19 protein-coding genes are annotated in these 18,366 nt (G+C 60.6%); 10 read left to right on the forward strand and 9 right to left on the reverse strand.

What is annotated here, in order from left to right; translation table 11 throughout:
* Positions 1–158: 158 nt before the first annotated feature.
* A complete protein-coding gene (gene polA, locus FW800_RS14050; protein ID WP_446437834.1) occupies positions 159–2,954 on the reverse strand; it encodes a DNA polymerase I in 2,796 nt (931 codons plus the stop codon).
* 74 nt (positions 2,955–3,028) lie between these two features.
* Between polA and FW800_RS14055 the strand changes: the two genes are divergently transcribed.
* Together FW800_RS14055 and FW800_RS14060 are read left to right on the forward strand one after the other, a co-directional pair.
* A complete protein-coding gene (locus FW800_RS14055; protein WP_003187366.1) occupies positions 3,029–3,319 on the forward strand; it encodes a DUF2782 domain-containing protein in 291 nt (96 codons plus the stop codon).
* A 55-nt stretch (positions 3,320–3,374) separates the two neighbouring features.
* Positions 3,375–4,328: a homoserine kinase gene (locus tag FW800_RS14060; RefSeq protein WP_216090524.1), complete on the forward strand. Its 954-nt coding sequence runs from the start codon at positions 3,375–3,377 to the stop codon at positions 4,326–4,328.
* Positions 4,329–4,440: 112 nt separating this feature from the next.
* Here FW800_RS14060 and FW800_RS14065 read toward each other — a convergent pair whose 3' ends face one another.
* Positions 4,441–5,370, reverse strand: coding sequence for a zinc ABC transporter substrate-binding protein (locus FW800_RS14065; RefSeq protein WP_148854270.1), 930 nt, complete (start codon positions 5,368–5,370; stop codon positions 4,441–4,443).
* A 58-nt stretch (positions 5,371–5,428) separates the two neighbouring features.
* Here FW800_RS14065 and zur point away from each other — a divergent pair, with 58 nt between their 5' ends.
* The 4 genes from zur to FW800_RS14085 are packed head-to-tail and all read left to right on the forward strand — an operon-like array spanning position 5,429 to position 8,219.
* On the forward strand, positions 5,429–5,911 hold the full coding sequence (zur, locus tag FW800_RS14070) for a zinc uptake transcriptional repressor Zur (protein WP_005783442.1): 483 nt from the start codon (positions 5,429–5,431) through the stop codon (positions 5,909–5,911).
* Positions 5,911–6,681 carry a zinc ABC transporter ATP-binding protein ZnuC gene (gene znuC / locus FW800_RS14075; RefSeq protein WP_005783440.1) on the forward strand — a complete coding sequence of 257 codons (771 nt, stop codon included), beginning with the start codon at positions 5,911–5,913 and terminating at the stop codon, positions 6,679–6,681. The genes zur and znuC overlap by 1 nt, the downstream gene beginning before the upstream one ends.
* Entirely contained in the window at positions 6,674–7,462 is a 789-nt protein-coding gene (znuB, locus tag FW800_RS14080; protein WP_032878556.1) for a zinc ABC transporter permease subunit ZnuB, read from the forward strand. The genes znuC and znuB overlap by 8 nt, the downstream gene beginning before the upstream one ends.
* A 37-nt stretch (positions 7,463–7,499) precedes the next feature.
* On the forward strand, positions 7,500–8,219 hold the full coding sequence (locus tag FW800_RS14085; protein WP_032878557.1) for a PA5502 family lipoprotein: 720 nt from the start codon (positions 7,500–7,502) through the stop codon (positions 8,217–8,219).
* 100 nt (positions 8,220–8,319) lie between these two features.
* On the opposite strand, the gene katE is transcribed toward FW800_RS14085, so the two are convergent.
* Positions 8,320–10,461: a catalase HPII gene (katE, locus tag FW800_RS14090; protein WP_148854271.1), complete on the reverse strand. Its 2,142-nt coding sequence runs from the start codon at positions 10,459–10,461 to the stop codon at positions 8,320–8,322.
* A 265-nt stretch (positions 10,462–10,726) separates the two neighbouring features.
* Here katE and FW800_RS14095 point away from each other — a divergent pair, with 265 nt between their 5' ends.
* From FW800_RS14095 to FW800_RS14105, 3 genes are read left to right on the forward strand one after another with little or no spacing between them, the layout of a single operon-like run.
* Positions 10,727–11,734, forward strand: coding sequence for a methionine ABC transporter ATP-binding protein (locus FW800_RS14095; RefSeq protein ID WP_446437835.1), 1,008 nt, complete (start codon positions 10,727–10,729; stop codon positions 11,732–11,734).
* Positions 11,734–12,408, forward strand: coding sequence for a methionine ABC transporter permease (locus FW800_RS14100; protein WP_005783435.1), 675 nt, complete (start codon positions 11,734–11,736; stop codon positions 12,406–12,408). Before FW800_RS14095 ends, FW800_RS14100 begins: the two co-directional genes overlap by 1 nt.
* 51 nt (positions 12,409–12,459) lie before the next feature.
* Positions 12,460–13,230, forward strand: coding sequence for a MetQ/NlpA family ABC transporter substrate-binding protein (locus tag FW800_RS14105; protein ID WP_032878561.1), 771 nt, complete (start codon positions 12,460–12,462; stop codon positions 13,228–13,230).
* A gap of 78 nt (positions 13,231–13,308) precedes the next feature.
* Here FW800_RS14105 and FW800_RS14110 read toward each other — a convergent pair whose 3' ends face one another.
* The 5 genes from FW800_RS14110 to FW800_RS14130 are packed head-to-tail and all read right to left on the reverse strand — an operon-like array spanning position 13,309 to position 17,232.
* A complete protein-coding gene (locus FW800_RS14110) occupies positions 13,309–13,944 on the reverse strand; it encodes an SCO family protein (RefSeq protein WP_446437836.1) in 636 nt (211 codons plus the stop codon).
* On the reverse strand, positions 13,941–14,840 hold the full coding sequence (gene cyoE, locus FW800_RS14115) for a heme o synthase (protein WP_446437837.1): 900 nt from the start codon (positions 14,838–14,840) through the stop codon (positions 13,941–13,943). Before cyoE ends, FW800_RS14110 begins: the two co-directional genes overlap by 4 nt.
* Entirely contained in the window at positions 14,828–15,907 is a 1,080-nt protein-coding gene (locus tag FW800_RS14120) for a COX15/CtaA family protein (RefSeq protein ID WP_446437838.1), read from the reverse strand. The genes cyoE and FW800_RS14120 overlap by 13 nt, the downstream gene beginning before the upstream one ends.
* 10 nt (positions 15,908–15,917) lie before the next feature.
* Positions 15,918–16,502: a hypothetical protein gene (locus FW800_RS14125; RefSeq protein ID WP_446437839.1), complete on the reverse strand. Its 585-nt coding sequence runs from the start codon at positions 16,500–16,502 to the stop codon at positions 15,918–15,920.
* Positions 16,468–17,232: an SURF1 family protein gene (locus FW800_RS14130; RefSeq protein WP_078822714.1), complete on the reverse strand. Its 765-nt coding sequence runs from the start codon at positions 17,230–17,232 to the stop codon at positions 16,468–16,470. Before FW800_RS14130 ends, FW800_RS14125 begins: the two co-directional genes overlap by 35 nt.
* Positions 17,233–17,264: 32 nt before the next feature.
* Here FW800_RS14130 and FW800_RS14135 point away from each other — a divergent pair, with 32 nt between their 5' ends.
* A complete protein-coding gene (locus FW800_RS14135) occupies positions 17,265–17,468 on the forward strand; it encodes a twin transmembrane helix small protein (RefSeq protein ID WP_032878566.1) in 204 nt (67 codons plus the stop codon).
* Positions 17,469–17,474: 6 nt separating this feature from the next.
* On the opposite strand, the gene FW800_RS14140 is transcribed toward FW800_RS14135, so the two are convergent.
* Positions 17,475–18,362: a cytochrome c oxidase subunit 3 gene (locus tag FW800_RS14140; protein WP_005783427.1), complete on the reverse strand. Its 888-nt coding sequence runs from the start codon at positions 18,360–18,362 to the stop codon at positions 17,475–17,477.
* Positions 18,363–18,366: the final 4 nt, after the last annotated feature.

Genomic DNA, 18,366 nt, shown 5'->3' on the forward strand with positions numbered 1-18,366 from the left:
ATAGGAGCATTGAAGGGCTTCACCACCCATTCAGTAACTCTGAGTGGCAGTTCACAGGTTAAGTTCCGGCAGCTCCAAAAAACTATTGGAAATAACTGACGGCGATTTGCGCTCTAAAGCACTGCGCCAGCACCCTCGGTGTTGGCGCAGCTCTGCAATCAGTGCGCTTCGTCCCAGTTATCGCCCACGCCCACATCCACCACCAACGGTACGTCCAGCTGGGCTGCACCACTCATATGTTCGCGAATCTTCTCGCTGACTTGTGGGACCAGGTCCTCACGAACCTCCAGCACCAATTCGTCGTGCACTTGCAGGATTACCTTGGCATCCAGGCCCGACTCGGTCAGCCAGTTATCCACCTGCACCATGGCTTTCTTGATGATGTCCGCCGCCGTGCCCTGCATGGGTGCGTTAATGGCTGTGCGCTCTGCCGCAGCGCGCTCCTGAGGCTTGTTGGAGTTGATATCCGGCAAGTACAGGCGCCGCCCGAAGAAGGTTTCCACATAGCCTTGGTCCGCTGCCTGGGCACGCGTGCGCTCCATGTATTCGCGAACACCTGGATAGCGGGCGAAGTACACATCGATGTAGGCCTTGGCGGTCTTGGTATCGACGCCGATGTCCTTGCCGAGCTTCTGGGCTCCCATGCCGTAGATCAGGCCGAAGTTGATTGCTTTGGCACTGCGGCGCTGGTTGGACGTGACCTCAGCCAGCTCAACCTTGAATACCTCGGCAGCCGTGGCGGTGTGCACGTCCAGATCGTTTCGGAAGGCGTTCATCAGCCCTTCGTCCTTGGACAGGTGCGCCATGATCCGCAGCTCGATCTGGGAATAGTCCGCCGCCAGCAGCTTGTAGCCCTTGGGCGCGACAAACGCCTGGCGAATCCGCCGCCCTTCGGCGGTGCGCACCGGGATGTTCTGCAGGTTCGGGTCGCTAGAGGACAAGCGCCCGGTTGCCGCTACCGCCTGATGGTAAGACGTATGAATGCGCCCGGTGCGAGGGTTGATCTGCTCCGGAAGGCGGTCGGTGTAGGTACTTTTGAGCTTGCTCATGCTGCGGTACTGCATCAGCACCTTGGGCAACGGAAAATCATCTTCGGCCAGTTTGGCCAGCACTTCTTCGGCGGTGGAAGCCTGCCCCTTGCCGGTCTTTTTCAACACCGGCATCCCCAGCTTCTCGTAGAGAATCGCCCCAAGCTGCTTGGGTGAGCCGAGGTTGAATTCTTCACCGGCGATCTCGAAGGCCTGGCGCTCCAGCTCGACCATCTTGTTACCCAGCTCGATGCTCTGGATGCCCAGCAGCTCCTTGTCCACCAATGCGCCCTGGCGCTCGATGCGTGCCAGTACCGGCACCAATGGCATCTCGATATCCGTCAGCACACTGGCCAGGCTCGGGATCGCGGCCAGCTTTGCGTGCAGCTCCTGATGCAGGCGCAAGGTCACATCGGCATCTTCGGCTGCGTAAGGGCCTGCCTGTTCAAGGGCAATCTGGTCGAACGTCAGCTGCTTGGCGCCTTTGCCGGCAATGTCCTGGAAGCTGACCGTGTCGTGGTCCAGGTACTTCTTCGCCAGGCTGTCCATGTCATGGCGGGTCGCCGTGGAGTTCAGCACGTAGGATTCGAGCATGGTGTCGAAGGCGATGCCGCGCACAGTGATGCCCTGTGCAGGGTCGCCACCGATGGCGCAGTTGGCGAGGATGTTCATATCGAACTTGGCGTGCTGGCCAACCTTGAGTTTGGTCGGGTCTTCCAGCAGCGGTTTCAAGGCCAGCAGCACGGTGTCCCGATCCAATTGATCCGGCGCGCCGATATAGGAATGGGTCAGCGGGATGTAGGCGGCTTCATGGGGCTGCACAGCAAACGAGACCCCAACCAATTGCGCCTGTTGAGCGTCAATGCCGGTGGTTTCGGTATCAAAGGCAAACAACGGCGCATCGTTGAGTTTTTTCAGCCACACGTCGAAGGTGGCCTGGTCCAGGACGGTGGTGTAAACCGCCTCTACCGGTACCGGTATAACGGCCTCGACCGGCGTTTCGGCGGCAGGTGCAACCTCGCTCGCCGACTTGAGCTCCACACGCTTGGCATCGCGCTGGATCTCGTCATACCAGCTCTTGAACTCAAGCAGCGTGTACAGCTCCAGCAGCTTTTCGCGATCCGGCTCGATCAGGTGCAGGTCATCCAGGCCCACGTCCAGTGGCACATCGATCTTGATCGTCGCCAACTGATAGGACAGGAATGCCATCTCCTTGTGCTCTTCAAGCTTGGCTGGCAGGGTTTTGGCCCCGCGGATAGGCAGCGTCGGCACAATATCCAGCTGCTCATAAAGCTCTTTGAGGCCGCCATTCACTCCCACCAACAAGCCCGAGGCGGTCTTCGGCCCAATACCCGGGACGCCTGGGATGTTGTCGGACGAATCGCCCATCAACGCCAGATAGTCGATGATCTGCTCGGGAGCGACGCCGAATTTCTCCTTTACGCCCTCAACGTCCATCGAGCTACCGGTCATGGTGTTGACCAAGGTAATGTGCCCGTCCACCAGCTGTGCCATGTCTTTATCACCGGTCGAAATCACCACCGGGCGGCTGGCGGCCGCGCTGCTGCGCGCCAGGGTGCCGATCACGTCGTCAGCCTCGACGCCTTCGACGCACAGCAACGGGAAGCCCAGGGCGATCACGCTTTGATGGAGCGGCTCGATTTGCAGGCGCATGTCATCGGGCATACTCGGGCGGTTGGCCTTGTACTCGGCGTACATCTCATCGCGAAAGGTCCCACCCTTGGCGTCGAACACCACCGCGAACGGGCTGTCCGGGTACTGCTTGCGCAGGCTTTTGAGCATGTTCAACACGCCCTTGACCGCACCGGTCGGCAGGCCTTTGGAGGTGGTCAGCGGTGGCAGCGCGTGGAAGGCGCGGTACAGATAAGAAGAACCGTCCACCAGGACGAGGGGCGCTTGGCTCATGAGCAGGATCAACCTTTTCGGCGGGTCAGGCGCTAGAATAGCCGGACCAATGAAAACAAAGGGACAAGGTTATCATGCGTACATTCAATCGCCTGCTGTTGACCGGTTTGATTGCACTCGCTCCGATGGCTGCCATGGCGGCAGACGATGCGCCTTCGGCAGACCCGGAAGTTACCATTCGCACGGAAGGCGACAAGACTATCCAGGAGTATCGCCAGAACGGCTTCCTGTACGCCATCAAGGTTACCCCGAAGGGCGCTCCACCTTATTTTCTGGTGCGCGCGGACGGAACCGATGCGAACTTCATCCGCTCTGACCAGCCGGATATGCTGATCCCGTCATGGAAGATCTTCGAATGGAAATGATTTCTTAATTTTAACCGGCGCTGCTAAGCCAGCGCCCGTAACGGCAGTTTTAACCATGTCTGTGTTCACCCCCCTGGCTCGGCCCGAGCTGGAAACCTTTCTCGCCCCTTATGGGCTCGGCCGCCTGCTTGATTTCCAGGGGATTGCCGCTGGCAGCGAAAACACCAATTTCTTTATCAGCCTGGAGCAGGGTGAGTTTGTCCTGACCCTGGTTGAGCGCGGCCCCGTGGCAGAAATGCCGTTCTTCATCGAACTGCTCGACGTGCTCCACGACGCCGACCTGCCGGTGCCGTACGCCTTGCGTACCACCGACGGTATCGCTTTGCGCGAACTCAAGGGCAAACCCGCCTTGCTGCAACCGCGCCTGGCCGGCAAGCACATCAAGGACGCCAACGCCCAACATTGCGCCCAGGTCGGCGACCTGCTCGGCCACCTGCACTTGGCGACTCAGGGCGAAAAAGTGCTGGAGCGCAAGACCGACCGCGGGCTGGACTGGATGCTCAGTGAGGGCGCGCAGCTGATTTCACACCTCAACGACGCACAGCAGCGCCTGCTGCAGGACACATTGAGCGAGATCGAAACCCACAAAGCTGACATCCTCGGCCTGCCACGGGCCAACGTTCACGCCGATCTGTTTCGCGACAATGCGATGTTCGAAGGCACACACCTTACGGGCTTGATCGACTTCTACAACGCCTGCTCGGGGCCGATGCTCTACGACGTGGCGATTGCCTTGAATGACTGGTGTTCGGATGCCGATGGCGCGATCGACGGGCAACGCGCCCGGGCGCTGCTGGGGGCTTATGCAGGGCTGCGGCCGTTTACTGCGAAGGAAGCCGAGCTATGGCCGACCATGCTGCGCGTGGCGTGCGTACGGTTCTGGTTGTCACGACTGATCGCCGCGGAGTCGTTTGCCGGCCAGGATGTTCTCATTCACGACCCCGCTGAGTTCGAGCACCGTCTGGCGCAACGCCAGCAGGTCAGTGTCCACCTGCCGTTCGCGCTCTAAAAGGCCTACTCGGTCAAAAAAATGTGGGAGCTGGCTTGCCTGCGATAGCGGTGTCGACTGACACGCCGCCATCGCGGGCAAGCCCGCTCCCACATTGGTTATGCGGCGATGGTTAAAGCGACTCCAGGCAGCCAGCCAAATCATTACCTAGCTTCTCCAGGACCTGCTCATAACCCTGAGCGGTAGCCGGGGTATAGCCACCCAACGCATCCAGCTCCGCCAACTTCACCGGCAACCCGGCAACCAGCGTCTCGGCCAATCGCGGCCGCAACGGCGGCTCGCTGAACACGCAGGTCTTGCCCACCTCCTGCAAGCGCGTGCGCATCGCCGCTACATGCTGGGCACCTGGCTGCACTTCGGCGGCCACGCTGAATACGCCGGTGTGCTTGAGGCCGTAAGCCTCTTCGAAGTAGTCAAACGCCTCATGGAATACGAAGTAAGGCTTGCCATCGACGCTCGCCAGTCGCTTTTTCAAGCGCGCATCCAACGCATCCAGGCGCTCACCAAAAGCTTTGGCGTTGCTCTGATAACGCTCGGCGTTTGCAGGATCAGCCGCACTGAGGTCCGCAGCCATGCGCGTGGCGATTACCCGCGCGTTCACCGTTGACAACCATAAATGCGCATCGACGCTGCCAGGTCGATGATCATGGTCATGCTCGTCGGCATCGTCGGCGTGGGAATGGCTATCTTCGCCGAAAATACGTAATTTCATCCCCGGCAGGTCCTGCACCGCCACGGTATTTGCCGTACGGCCTTTCAACACGCGCGGCAAAAAGGTTTCCATGTCCGGTCCGATCCAATACAACAGGTCCACCGACTGCACGCGCCGTACGTCGGATGGGCGCAATGCGAAGTTATGCGGCGACGCACCCGGCGGCAGCAATACCTCCGGAACCGCCACACCGTCCTGCACCGCCGCGGCAATCAGCTGCAACGGCTTGATGCTGGTCAGCACCTTCACATCGGCCTGAGCGGCACCCGCAACGAACAAACTGGTGACAAATACGACAAAAACGGGAAAAAGTCGGGACACGATGACCACTCAATGGCGTAGGAACGGGTAACATAATAACGTCTCTATCAAATATCTGTCGCCGCTCATGCCTAAAACACCGCTTGCCAGCCGTCCCCACGACCACTCTCACTGCGTGCACACCGCATTGTCAGAGGCCGATACCCTGTGCGCACAAAAAGGCTTGCGCCTGACCGCCTTGCGTCGCCGGGTGCTGGAGTTGGTGTGGCAGAGCCACAAACCGCTGGGCGCGTACGACATTCTTGGCGTACTCAGCGAACAGGACGGCCGCCGCGCTGCACCACCTACCGTGTACCGCGCACTGGATTTCCTGCTGGAAAATGGCCTGGTTCACCGTATCGCCTCGCTCAACGCGTTTGTCGGCTGCAACCACCCGGAGCACGCGCATCAGGGCCAGTTCCTGATCTGTCGCGAGTGCCACGCGGCCATCGAGCTTGAACAAAAAAGCATCAGTGACGCCATTATCCAAAGCTCTGCCGACGTCGGCTTCAAGGTCGAGGGGCAAACGGTTGAAGTGGTCGGCCTGTGCGCGGGCTGCCAGGGGGCTTGATGAGCAACGCGTTGATCCGTCTGGAGCAGGTCGGCGTCACGTTCGCCGGACAGAACGTGCTGGAAAACATCGCGCTGAGCGTGGAGCCGGGGCAAATCGTCACGTTGATCGGCCCCAATGGCGCAGGCAAGACCACCTTGGTGCGCGCCGTGCTTGGCCTGCTCAAGCCCGACAGCGGCAGTGTATGGCGCAAGCCCAAACTGCGCGTGGGCTATATGCCGCAAAAACTGCATGTGGACCCGACCCTGCCGCTGTCCGTATTGCGCTTCCTGCGCCTGGTGCCCGGTGTCGACCGCGCCCGTGCACAGGCCGCGCTCAAGGAAGTCGGCGCCGAGCAGGTGATCGACAGCCCGGTACAAAGCATCTCCGGCGGCGAAATGCAGCGCGTGCTGCTGGCCCGCGCCTTGTTGCGCGAGCCAGAGTTGCTGGTGCTCGATGAGCCCGTACAAGGCGTCGACGTCGCCGGCCAGGCCGAGTTGTACAGCCTGATCACCCGCCTGCGCGACCGCCATGGCTGCGGCGTGCTGATGGTCTCCCATGATCTGCACCTGGTGATGAGCACCACCGACCAGGTGGTCTGCCTCAACCGCCACGTATGCTGCTCCGGCCACCCGGAACAGGTCAGTGGCGACCCGGCGTTCGTGGAACTGTTCGGCAAAAACGCCCAGAGCCTGGCGATCTACCACCATCATCACGACCACGCCCATGACCTGCATGGTGCCGTTGTCGATACTCCCCACGTTCATGGAGATAGCTGCAAGCATGGCTGATTTTCTGCTCTACGCCCTGCTGGCAGGCTTGGCTCTGGCGCTGGTGGCGGGCCCGCTGGGCTCGTTTGTGGTCTGGCGGCGCATGGCCTATTTCGGTGACACCTTGTCCCATGCGGCGTTGCTGGGCGTGGCCATGGGCTTTCTGCTGGACGTGAGCCCGACCATCGCCGTGACCGTGGGCTGCCTGCTGCTGGCGGTACTGCTGGTGACCTTGCAACAACGCCAGCCGCTGGCCTCCGACACCCTGCTGGGCATCCTCGCGCCAAGCACCCTGTCCCTGGGCCTGGTGGTATTGAGCTTCATGCATGAAGTGCGTATCGACCTGATGGCCTACCTGTTCGGCGACCTGCTGGCGATCAGCCCGACTGACCTGGCCTGGATCCTCGGCGGCAGCGCTGGCGTACTGGTGTTGTTGGTGGCCCTGTGGCGCCCGATGCTGGCGATCACCGTGCATGAAGAACTCGCCCGGGTTGAAGGCTTGCCCGTCGCAGGGCTGCGCATGGCCCTGATGTTGCTCATCGCCGTGGTGATCGCTGTCGCGATGAAGATAGTCGGCGTATTGTTGATCACGTCGCTGCTGATCATTCCCGCCGCCGCCGCCCAGCGTCATGCCCGCTCACCGGAGCAGATGGCAATCGGCGCCAGCCTCTTGGGAATGTGCGCAGTGTGCGGGGGCCTGGCGCTGTCCTGGTTCAAGGACACGCCAGCCGGGCCGTCGATTGTGGTTACGGCGGCCGCCCTGTTTCTGCTGAGTTTTGTCCTGCCCCGTCGAGGGGTGTAGACTTGCTCGCTTTTTGCGCAAATAGAGAGTCGCAGGAATGAAGCCGTTCACCTCCCGTTATCTGCTCCTTGCCGCATTTTCCCTGCTGCTGGGTGCCTGTCAAAGCACGCCGCCCGCTGCCCCCGAGGCCCCGGACTCCCGCGCTGTGGCCATCGCGCAGCTGGAGCAAAACCTGGCCAGCAGCGAACTGGCAACCGCCGAAGACCAACTTGCGGCGTTGCAGGCCCAGTCCCCCAACGATCCCGCACTTGAGGCCTATCAGCGTCAACTGGCCGAAGCCTACCTGCAGCGCAGCCAGATCGTGCTGCAAAAAGGCGATGTCAACGCCGCCGCCACCGCCCTGAGCCGGGCCCGCGCGCTGATGCCAAAAGCCCCGGCACTGACCGGTGGCGTCAACAGCGCTATCAGCCATGCGCGCAAGGCCGAACTGGATCAGGCAGAAGCCGCGTTGAAAGCCGCCGAAGCCAAGCCTGCGGCCAAGGTCATCGACCCCGCAGCGCCGAGCACCACCGTGGCGCTGAACCTCGCGGATGTCGAAGACATGCGTCATCAGTTGGATGCCATCGCCACCGACGTGGTGAATTACCAGTGCGATGTCAGCATCCAGGTGCCACGCACCCAGGATTACCCGTGGCTGGCCACATTGCTGACCAAACGGGTGAAACGAATTGATTCGGGGTATGACCTGAAGATTCACCGACAGATCCTGAAACACATTCCGGCGCAGGTTGTGCTGATTCCGCGCAAGGCGGACTAAAAGCATCGCAGGCAAGCCAGCTCCCACATTTGAAGGGTGAACACATTCAAGTGTGGGAGCTGGCTTGCCTGCGATGACGATCTAACAAACAACCGATAATTTAAGCCGGAATCGCCTTGGATTTCGGCTCCCGCTCCCAAACCCGATGCTGTGCAATCGCAGCAAAGAACGCCTTGAACGCCTTGGCATCAGCGCCCACGATCAACCCCGCATCCGCTTCCAGCTTCAGCAAGTCCAGCAACGGTTTCACATCACTGGCCACCGCAATCGCCTTGAGGTGCTTGTACGCTTCCAGTACGTAATGCAACGCCACACCATCGCCGCTCAACGCCTTCACCGACTCCTTACCGCCCGGGATAAACACCGCGTCGAAGGCAATGGACGGCATGCCTTCCATCGAAGCGTCTACGGGTAGCGTCTTGCCATCGGCAGTGGTCACAGGCGCCGAAGTCGGGCCCAGCAACTTGGCATGGGCACCCTCTGCCTCCAGCGCTGCCTTGAGCGCATCAATTGCCGCACCATCAACGCCGTTAGCCGCCAGAATCGCCACCTTGCGCGTCTTGATATCGCCAGACAGCAAATTCACCTGGCTCAATGCCGGTGATTCCTTCAGCGATGTTTCACGTGCGGGCACCGTGCCCTTGGTCGGCGCTGGCAAGCCCAGGTTCTGCGCCACGCGTTTGGCCAGTTCCAGGTCAATGTTGGCCAGGATCTCGTTGACTTGACGCGCCCGGATAAACTCGCGCTCAACCTTGCCCAACTCGAAGCTGTAGGCCGCGATGATGTGCTCTTTCTCGTGGTGGCTCATGCTGTTGTAAAACAACGTGGCCTGGGAGAAATGGTCGCCGAACGACTCGCTGCGCTCGCGCACCTTATTGGCATCGACGCGCTCGTAGTAGGACTCGAAACCTCCATCGGCAGGACCGGCAGGCGTTTCTTTCGGCCAGCCACCATCAATCGAATTCGGCTCGTACGAGGCCCGCCCTTTATCGATCACGGTGCGATGTTGAGCGTCGCGCTGGCCGTTATGGAAAGGCACCACCGGGCGGTTGATCGGAATCTCATGGAAGTTGGGGCCGCCCAACCGACTGATCTGCGTATCAGTGTAGGAAAACAAGCGGCCTTGCAGCAGCGGGTCATTGGTAAAGTCGATGCCCGGCACGATATGGCCAGGGCAAAACGCGACCTGCTCGACTTCAGCGAAGAAGTTATCCGGGTTACGGTTGAGCACCATCTTGCCCAGCGGCGTGATCGGCACCAGCTCTTCAGGAATAATTTTGGTCGGGTCGAGCAAGTCGAAATCGAACTTGTGTTCGTCTTCTTCCGCCACGATCTGCACACCCAGTTCCCACTCGGGGTAATCGCCGCTCTCAATCGATTCCCACAGGTCACGGCGGTGATAGTCCGTGTCCTTACCGGCCAGCTTTTGCGCCTCGTCCCATACCAGGGAGCACGTGCCTACTTTTGGGCGCCAGTGAAATTTCACGAAGCTGGATTTACCTTCGGTATTGATCAAGCGGAAGGTGTGCACACCAAAACCCTGCATGGCGCGCAGGCTTTTTGGAATCGCCCGGTCAGACATGGCCCAGATCACCATGTGCGCCGACTCCGGCTGCAACGACACGAAATCCCAGAAGGTGTCGTGTGCCGAGCCGCCGGTAGGTATCTCGTTGTGCGGCTCAGGTTTTACCGCGTGTACAAAGTCAGGAAACTTGATCGCATCCTGAATGAAAAACACCGGCATGTTGTTGCCCACCAGGTCGAAGTTGCCTTCGTCGGTGAAGAACTTCACGGCAAAACCGCGCACATCGCGCACGGTGTCGCCGGAACCGCGCGGGCCCTGCACCGTGGAAAAACGCGCGAATACCGGCGTTTTATGCTCGGGCGTGCGCAGGAAACCGGCCTTGGTCAGTGCCGAATGGTCACCATAGCTCTGGAAATAACCATGGGCGCCGGTACCACGGGCATGCACGATGCGCTCAGGGATACGCTCATGGTCAAAGTGCGTGATCTTTTCACGCATGATGAAGTCTTCCAGCAGCGAAGGGCCACGGGCGCCGACTTTCAGGCTGTTCTGGTTGTCGGAAATCTTCACGCCCTGGTTGGTGCGCAGGGCCTGGCCGGTCGCATCGGAACGGAATTCTTCCAACGCCTGCAATTTGGCGTTGGTATTGCCTCGGTCCAGGGTATCAGTGCCCGCGACTTCACTCTTGGGCGGGGTGGCTGGCTTCTTGGTACTCATCAGTCAAAACTCCTTAGTCAAAGTGGCCAGAGCGTTCCCCGGCTCGTTTGAGCGAAACCCCAGGCACGGCACCCGGGAGATCGAATTGCTTAAGTAGTGACTGACAGGGTTTTGCGCCGTTCCTTTTTTATGACCTTTGGTCTCGTTATTGCCAAATCGCTGGATGGATACGAAATAAATGCTAAGAAACACTAGATGGACAGGCTAAAATGCGCGCCCGGCTAACCGCTGATCCCTTTTCAATGCGCCCCACAAGGTTCGCTACGTGATCGAGTTTCAAAACGTCCATAAAACCTACCGCGTCGCCGGTAAGGATATCCCCGCACTGCACCCCACCAGTCTGCGCGTCGCCAATGGCCAGGTGTTTGGCCTGATTGGCCACTCGGGTGCGGGTAAAAGCACACTGCTGCGCCTGATCAACCGCCTGGAAGAACCCAGCGGCGGGCAGATCACGGTCGACGATGAAGAAGTCACCGCCCTGGATGCCAACGGCCTACGCCGCTTCCGTCAGCAGGTCGGGATGATCTTCCAGCACTTCAACCTGCTGGCGTCCAAGACCGTGGCCGACAACGTCGCTCTGCCACTGACGCTTGCCGGTGAATTGTCGCGCAAGGAGATCGACCAGCGCGTGGCTGAGCTGCTTGCTCGCGTCGGCCTGTCGGACCACGCCAGGAAGTACCCGGCGCAGCTGTCCGGCGGTCAGAAACAGCGCGTCGGTATTGCCCGCGCCCTGGCGACCAAGCCAAAGATCCTGCTGTGCGACGAAGCCACCAGCGCCCTCGACCCACAGACCACCGCGTCAGTCCTGCAACTGTTGGCCGAGATCAACCGCGAACTGAACCTGACCATCGTGCTGATCACCCATGAAATGGATGTGATCCGCCGCGTGTGTGACCAAGTTGCAGTGATGGACGCTGGCGTGATCGTCGAGCAAGGTTCGGTCGCCGATGTGTTCCTGCACCCAAAGCATCCGACCACCAAGCGTTTCGTTCAGGAAGCCGAACAGGTTGACGAAGGCGAGCAGCACGACGACTTCGCCCACGTGCCGGGCCGCATCGTACGCCTGACGTTCCAGGGCGATGCGACCTACGCGCCATTGCTGGGTACCGTCGCTCGCGAAACAGGCGTGGACTACAGCATCCTGGCCGGTCGTATCGACCGCATCAAAGACATCCCTTACGGGCAACTGACCCTCGCCGTCACCGGCGGTGACATGGACGCCGCGTTTGCGCGCTTCACCGCCGCCGACGTTCACATGGAGGTCCTGCGCTGATGGACGTTTTCCTGAGTTTCTTTGCCAATATCGACTGGTCCGAAATCTGGCTCGCCACCGGCGACACCATGACCATGCTGTTCGGCTCGCTGTTCTTCACCGTGCTGTTGGGCCTGCCTCTGGGTGTGCTGCTGTTCCTGACCAGCCCGCGCCAACTGTTCGAACAAAAAGGCCTGTACGCGCTGCTGTCGCTGATCGTGAATATCCTGCGCTCGCTGCCGTTCATCATTCTGTTGATCGTGATGATTCCGTTCACCGTCCTGATCACCGGTACATCGCTGGGCGTTGCCGGCGCGATCCCGCCGCTGGTCGTAGGTGCTACGCCATTCTTTGCGCGGCTGGTAGAAACGGCCCTGCGCGAAGTCGACCGCGGCATCATCGAAGCCACCCAATCCATGGGTGCGAGCACCCGCCAGATCATCACCAACGCCTTGTTGCCCGAGGCGCGCCCCGGCATTTTTGCGGCGATTACGGTGACGGCGATTACACTGGTTTCCTACACGGCCATGGCCGGTGTAGTCGGAGCTGGTGGCCTGGGTGACCTGGCGATCCGTTTTGGTTACCAGCGCTTCCAGACCGATGTGATGGTAGTCACCGTGGTAATGCTGTTGATCCTGGTGCAAATTCTGCAAACCGTCGGCGATAGGCTGGTGGTGCATTTTTCTCGAAAATAACGGCCATTGCCGGCTCACAGCCGGCAGATGCCCGAACAAGGAGCTTGCTGGATGAAAAAACTACTGGTTGCCTTCGCTGCCGTTGCCGCGTTTTCCGCCCATGCCGAGACGATCAAGGTCGCTGCCTCGCCGGTGCCTCATGCGGAAATCCTCGAATTCGTGAAGCCTGCCCTTGCCAAAGAAGGCGTGGATTTGCAGGTCAAAGTTTTCACCGATTACGTGCAGCCAAACGTGCAAGTGGCTGAAAAACGCCTGGACGCCAACTTCTTCCAGCACCAGCCGTACCTGGATGAGTTCAACAAGGCCAAGGGCACTCACCTGGTGAGCGTTGGCGGCGTGCACCTGGAGCCGCTGGGCGCCTACTCCAGCAAGTACAAGAAACTGGCCGACCTGCCTGACGGCGCCAACGTGGTGATCCCTAACGACGCCACCAACGGCGGTCGTGCGCTGTTGCTGCTGGCCAAGAACGGTCTGATCACCCTGAAGGACCCGACCAACATCCTGTCGACCATCAAGGACATCACCGGCAACGATAAAAACCTGAAGTTCCGCGAACTGGAAGCCGCCACCCTGCCGCGCGTGCTGACCCAGGTCGACCTGGCGCTGATCAACACCAACTACGCCCTGGAAGCCAAGCTGGATCCATCCAAGGACGCCCTGGTCATCGAAGGCAGCGACTCGCCTTATGTGAACATCCTGGTGACCCGCGAAGACAACAAGGATTCGGACGCAGTGAAGAAGCTGGTTGCAGCCTTGCACACGCCTGAAGTGAAAAAATTCATCGAAGAGAAGTACAAAGGCGCGATCAAGCCGGCGTTCTGATGCCCCAATCTCCAACACACCGGAGATCAAAATGTGGGAGGGGGCTTGCCCCCTCCCACATTTGCTTTGTGTTGCCTGCTACTTGCGCTGTAGCAAGCCTGGCAACTGCGCTACCAGCTTCTGGTTGTTCAACGGCGCACGGATAAACCCACGCTGGGTACCATCCGGGCCGATCAGCGCCAGGTTGCCGCTGTGGTCCACGGTGTAGTTCGGCTTGCTGGTATCTGCCGGAATGAAGGGGATGCTCACGGCATTCGAAACCTTCTGCACATCCTCAACACTCGCGCCGGTCAGGCCCTGGAATTGCGGGTCGAAGTAACCCAGGTACTGCTTGAGCTGGGCCGGAGTATCGCGGCTCGGATCGACGCTGACCAAAATCACCTGCAACTTATCCACAGCCTCTTTGGGCAGCTCGCTCTTGATCTGGCGCAGCTGGGCGAGGGTGGTCGGGCAGATATCCGGGCAGAAGGTGTAGCCGAAGAACAACAGGCTCCACTTGCCTTTCAATTCATTGGCCAGCACCGGCTGGCCGTCCTGGTTGGTCATGCTCACTGCGGGCAACTGGCGGCTTTGCGGCAGCAAGATGATGCCCGCGTCGATCAGCGCGGTCGGGTCGCCCTGGCCTTTTCCCGAGAGCACTTTGTTGACGGTCAGGCCCATGATCAACGCCACCAGGGCCACGAGGATGAAGACGGTTTTTTGAGTTCGAGTCATAGGTTCAACAGTAAGTAGTGGTCTACGAGCAGGGCGATAAACAGCAACAGCAAGTACCAGATAGAGTACTTGAACGTGTTGATCGCCGCGTGCGGCTGGGTGCCACGGTACAGCACCCAGGCCCATTGCAGAAAGCGTGCGCCCAAAACCAGGGCGCAGGCCAGGTAGAGCACGCCACTCATATGGATGACATAGGGCATCAGGCTGACCGCCAGCAAGGCGAAGGTATATAGCAGGATATGCACCTTGGTGTAGTGCTCACCATGGGTGACCGGCAACATGGGGATGTCGGCCTTGGCGTATTCTTCTTTGCGGTGAATGGCCAGGGCCCAGAAGTGCGGCGGGGTCCAGGCGAAGATAATCAGCACCAGCAGCAGCGGTTCGGCACTCACATGCCCGGTGACGGCCACCCAACCCAGCAGCGGCGGTGCTGCGCCGGCCAGGCCACCGATGACGATATTTTGCGGGGTCGCTCGCTTGAGAAAGCCGGTGTAGATCACCGCGTACCCGAGCAGCGACGCCAATGTCAGCCAGGCCGCCAGGGGGTTGGTGAACGCCAACAGCAGCGCCAGGCCCGCCACCGCCAGCAACAACGCAAAGGCCAATGCTGCAGCGGGCGATACACGGCCCTCAGCCAGTGGCCGCTTATGGGTGCGCGCCATCAGCGCATCAATCCGCCGATCAACCACATGGTTCACCGCCGCCGCGCCGCCTGCACACAGGGCAATGCCCAGGTTACCGAACACCAGCACCGTCCACGGCACGCCAGCGCGAGTCGCCAGGAACATGCCCACCAGCGAGGTGATCAGCATCAGCACCACCACTTTGGGCTTGGTCAGCTCCAGATAGTCACGCCAGATTGCCCGATCGTGACCTGTGCCGATCAGGGTCGCCATGGCATCTCTCCTTTAAGGGTGATCAGGCCTGAGACCTGTTTGCGCGGGACAAACCGCCAACCGAGGGGCAGTGGGTCGCGAACCCGGACCAGGCTCGTGCGGGCGTGGTAATTGACCAGCACCAGGCTCAGCAACAAGGCCGCCCCACCCGCGTTGTGACCCACCGCCACCGGCAGCGGCAGGCCGAACGCCACATTGCTCACCCCCAGGCAGATTTGCGCAGCCAGGGCGATCAGCAGCAAGCCCGCCAACCGCGTCATGCCCACTGCACGCAGTTGCCAGGCCAACCCCAATAGCACCAGGGTGACCAGTACCGCGCCGATGCGATGGGTCAGGTGGATCGCCGTGCGCGCCTCGCTATCAAGTTGGCCGCCCAGGTAATTGGGGCCGATATGCTGGGTCAGGTGAAAGCCATTGGCAAAATCCGCCGCCGGCCACCATTGGCCGTGGCAGGTCGGCAGGTCGACACAGGCCACGGCCGCGTAGTTGGAACTGACCCAACCGCCCAGCGCGATCTGCCCGATTACCAGTACCAGCCCCGCCGTTGCCCAATATTGCAGGCGCCTGGGCACGATCAGCGCCGGCAGCACGCCGGATAAACGCAGGGTCAGCAAAAACAACAGGCTCAAGGTCGCAAAACCACCCAACAGGTGCCCGGTGACGACTTGTGGCCACAGCTTCAAAGTCACCGTCCACATGCCAAAGGCCGCCTGGGCGAACACCACCACCAATACAAACAATGGCAATTTCACCGGCTGGCCCGGGTCGCGTCGATGGCTCCACGCACGCGCCGCCAGCAGCGCGATCAGCAGACCCAGGGTGCCGGCGAAGTAGCGATGGGTCATTTCTGCCCAGCCCTTATCGGCCTCTACCGGCGTATCCGGAAAATGCAGTTCGGCGTGGGCCAACTGGGCTTCGCTTTGCGGCACGCCGATAAAGCCGTAGCACCCGGGCCAGTCCGGGCAGCCGAGCCCGGCGTGGGTCAGCCGGGTATAGGCACCGAGCAGCACGACGATCAGCGCCAATAAGGTGGCAAACAGCGCGAGGCGAAATCCAGGCTTGGCCATGACGGTGCCCCTATCCGATGTTCGACAGTTTCAGCAGCAGGCGCAGGTCGTTGAGCAAGTCCTTGCCCTTGACCTTGGCGTCGTAGCGCAGCACCAGGTTGCCGTGGGGGTCGACGATCCACAGTTGAGCCTCACCGGGCGCCGCGGCGTTCCTGGCAAAGGTCAACACATCCAGCGGGTAGCGCTGCAGTTGCGGGTACTCAGCCTTGAGCTTGGCCTCGTAGTCGGTGCTCAGCGGTTGCGCAGCCGCCAGGGCATGGTTGGCGCGGGACGCATCACGGCCAAGGCTGATTTGCAGTTGGCGCGCCAGGTACACCAGTTGTTGGCAATCGGCGGCGCAGGCGGTGGGTGCAGTGACCAACAGTTGCCACCGATCTTCGCCGGCCTGCACGCCGATATCGGCACGGGTCTGGCCGTTACCGATCAGTTCACCGTGATAGCTGCGGCTGTCCGGCACCCAGAACTGCAACTTGTACATGAAGGTGGCCAGCGCCATCGGACCGATCACCATCATGAGGATCAAAATCAGCTGCCAGCGCCCTTTGCGCCGGTCCGGCGTTTCAGACGTGCTGGGTGGATTCATGGCCGCTCCCATGGGGCTTCTCCTTTTTGTTGTGCCATCCGAGGTAGAGGTAAAGCACCAGCAGTGCCAGTGCCATGGCGAACCACTGCACTGCGTAGGCCAAGTGTTTTTCCGGGCCCATGGCAACGATAGGCCAGGTGGTTTCGTACGTACCCGGGCCCGCTTCGGCACGCAGTTCGTAGGCAAAGCCGCTGCGCCCCAGCTCGTCCCACAGCGCGGCGGGATGCAGTGCGGTGAGCAAACGTGGCCATTGCGCGCTGGCAGGGTCGGCATGCAGTTGGAAGGTCTCGCCGGGGGCGACGTACACCCAGGCGTCAAGATTCAATGCCTGTTCAGGCGTGGAGAAGGCCGGCGGCGTGCGCCGGTCCGGCCACGGCAACCAGCCGCGATTAAGCAACAGCCACAGGCCGCTAGCCTGGTCCTGAAAGGGTTGCAGCAGCTCGACACCTGCCTTGCCGTCACGCATACGGTTATCCAGCAATATGCTGTGCGCAGCGTCCAATTGCCCGCGAAGATGGACGCGGCGAAAGGCAGGGTCGGCCATATCATTGAGCTGCGCACTGCTGATCGGCTCGGCAGCGCGGCGCTCGGCATAACGCTCCACCAGCAGCTGTTTTTCATGCCCACGGGACAGTTGCCAGAACCCCAGGCTCACCATGAGCGGCAGCAACACCAGCACCACCAGCGTCGGCGCGATACCTGGACGAAAGCGCTGCATGGCACTGGCTATACTGGATCTCATCGCCCCTCCCTCTGTAGCCCTGGAGCCAGACCATGCTCAAAGCAGCCATTGCCCTGATGCTGATCGCGACTGTCGTGAGCCTGTTCAGTGGCCTGTTCTTCCTGGTCAAGGACGAGGGCAACTCCAACCGCCTCGTCACTGCCTTGACCGTGCGTGTGGTACTGGCCGTGATCACCGTGGGCTTGATCGCCTGGGGCTTTTTCAGCGGCCAACTGGTCTCTCATGCGCCTTGGTAATCCGCCTCACAGCACATAAACAAAGAAAAACAACCCGATCCACACCACGTCCACAAAGTGCCAATACCAACTGGCCGCCTCGAAGCCGAACTGGTGCTCGGCGTTGAAATGCCCACGCAGGATGCGCATCAGCATCACGAATAAAATGATGGTGCCGATGGTTACGTGGGCGCCGTGAAAGCCCGTCAGCATGAAGAACGTGGCGCCGTATACCCCTGAACCCAGGGTCAGGCCCAGTTCTTTATAGGCGTGGATGTACTCCTCGGCCTGGAACCCGAGAAACGCCAGGCCCAACAGCACTGTGATCGCCAGCCAGATTTTCAGCGCACCTCGATGGCCTTTACGCAGGGCATGGTGGGCGATGGTGATGGTCACGCTGGAACTCACCAGCAGGATGGTATTCACCAACGGCAGGCCCCACGGGCTGATGGTGCCTTCAGGCGCAGGATAGAGCTTGGGGTCAGGGTTATTGAGCAAGGGCCAGGCGAACTCGAAGTTCGGCCACAGCATATGCGCAACGCCTTTGGAGCCCTCACCTGCCAGCCATGGCGCCGACATGTGCCGCACATAAAACAACGCACCGAAGAACGCGATAAAGAACATCACCTCCGAAAAGATGAACCAGGTCATGCCCCAGCGAAACGAGCGGTCCATTTGCGCGCTGTACAGCCCGTCGCGACTTTCCTTGATCACAGCACCGAACCAGCCAAACAGCATGTAGGCCAATAACAGGCCGCCGACGAAAAAGATCCACGGCCCGTGGGATTCGGGGCGCGCAGCCTTCAAGTCGTTGAACCACACCGCCAGGCCGTACACGGTGACCAGCAGGCCAATCGTGGCAATTATCGGCCATTTGCTTTGCGCTGGTACGTAGTACGTATCATGAGTCGACATGTAT

The organism is Pseudomonas sp. 910_23, assembly GCF_052850795.1.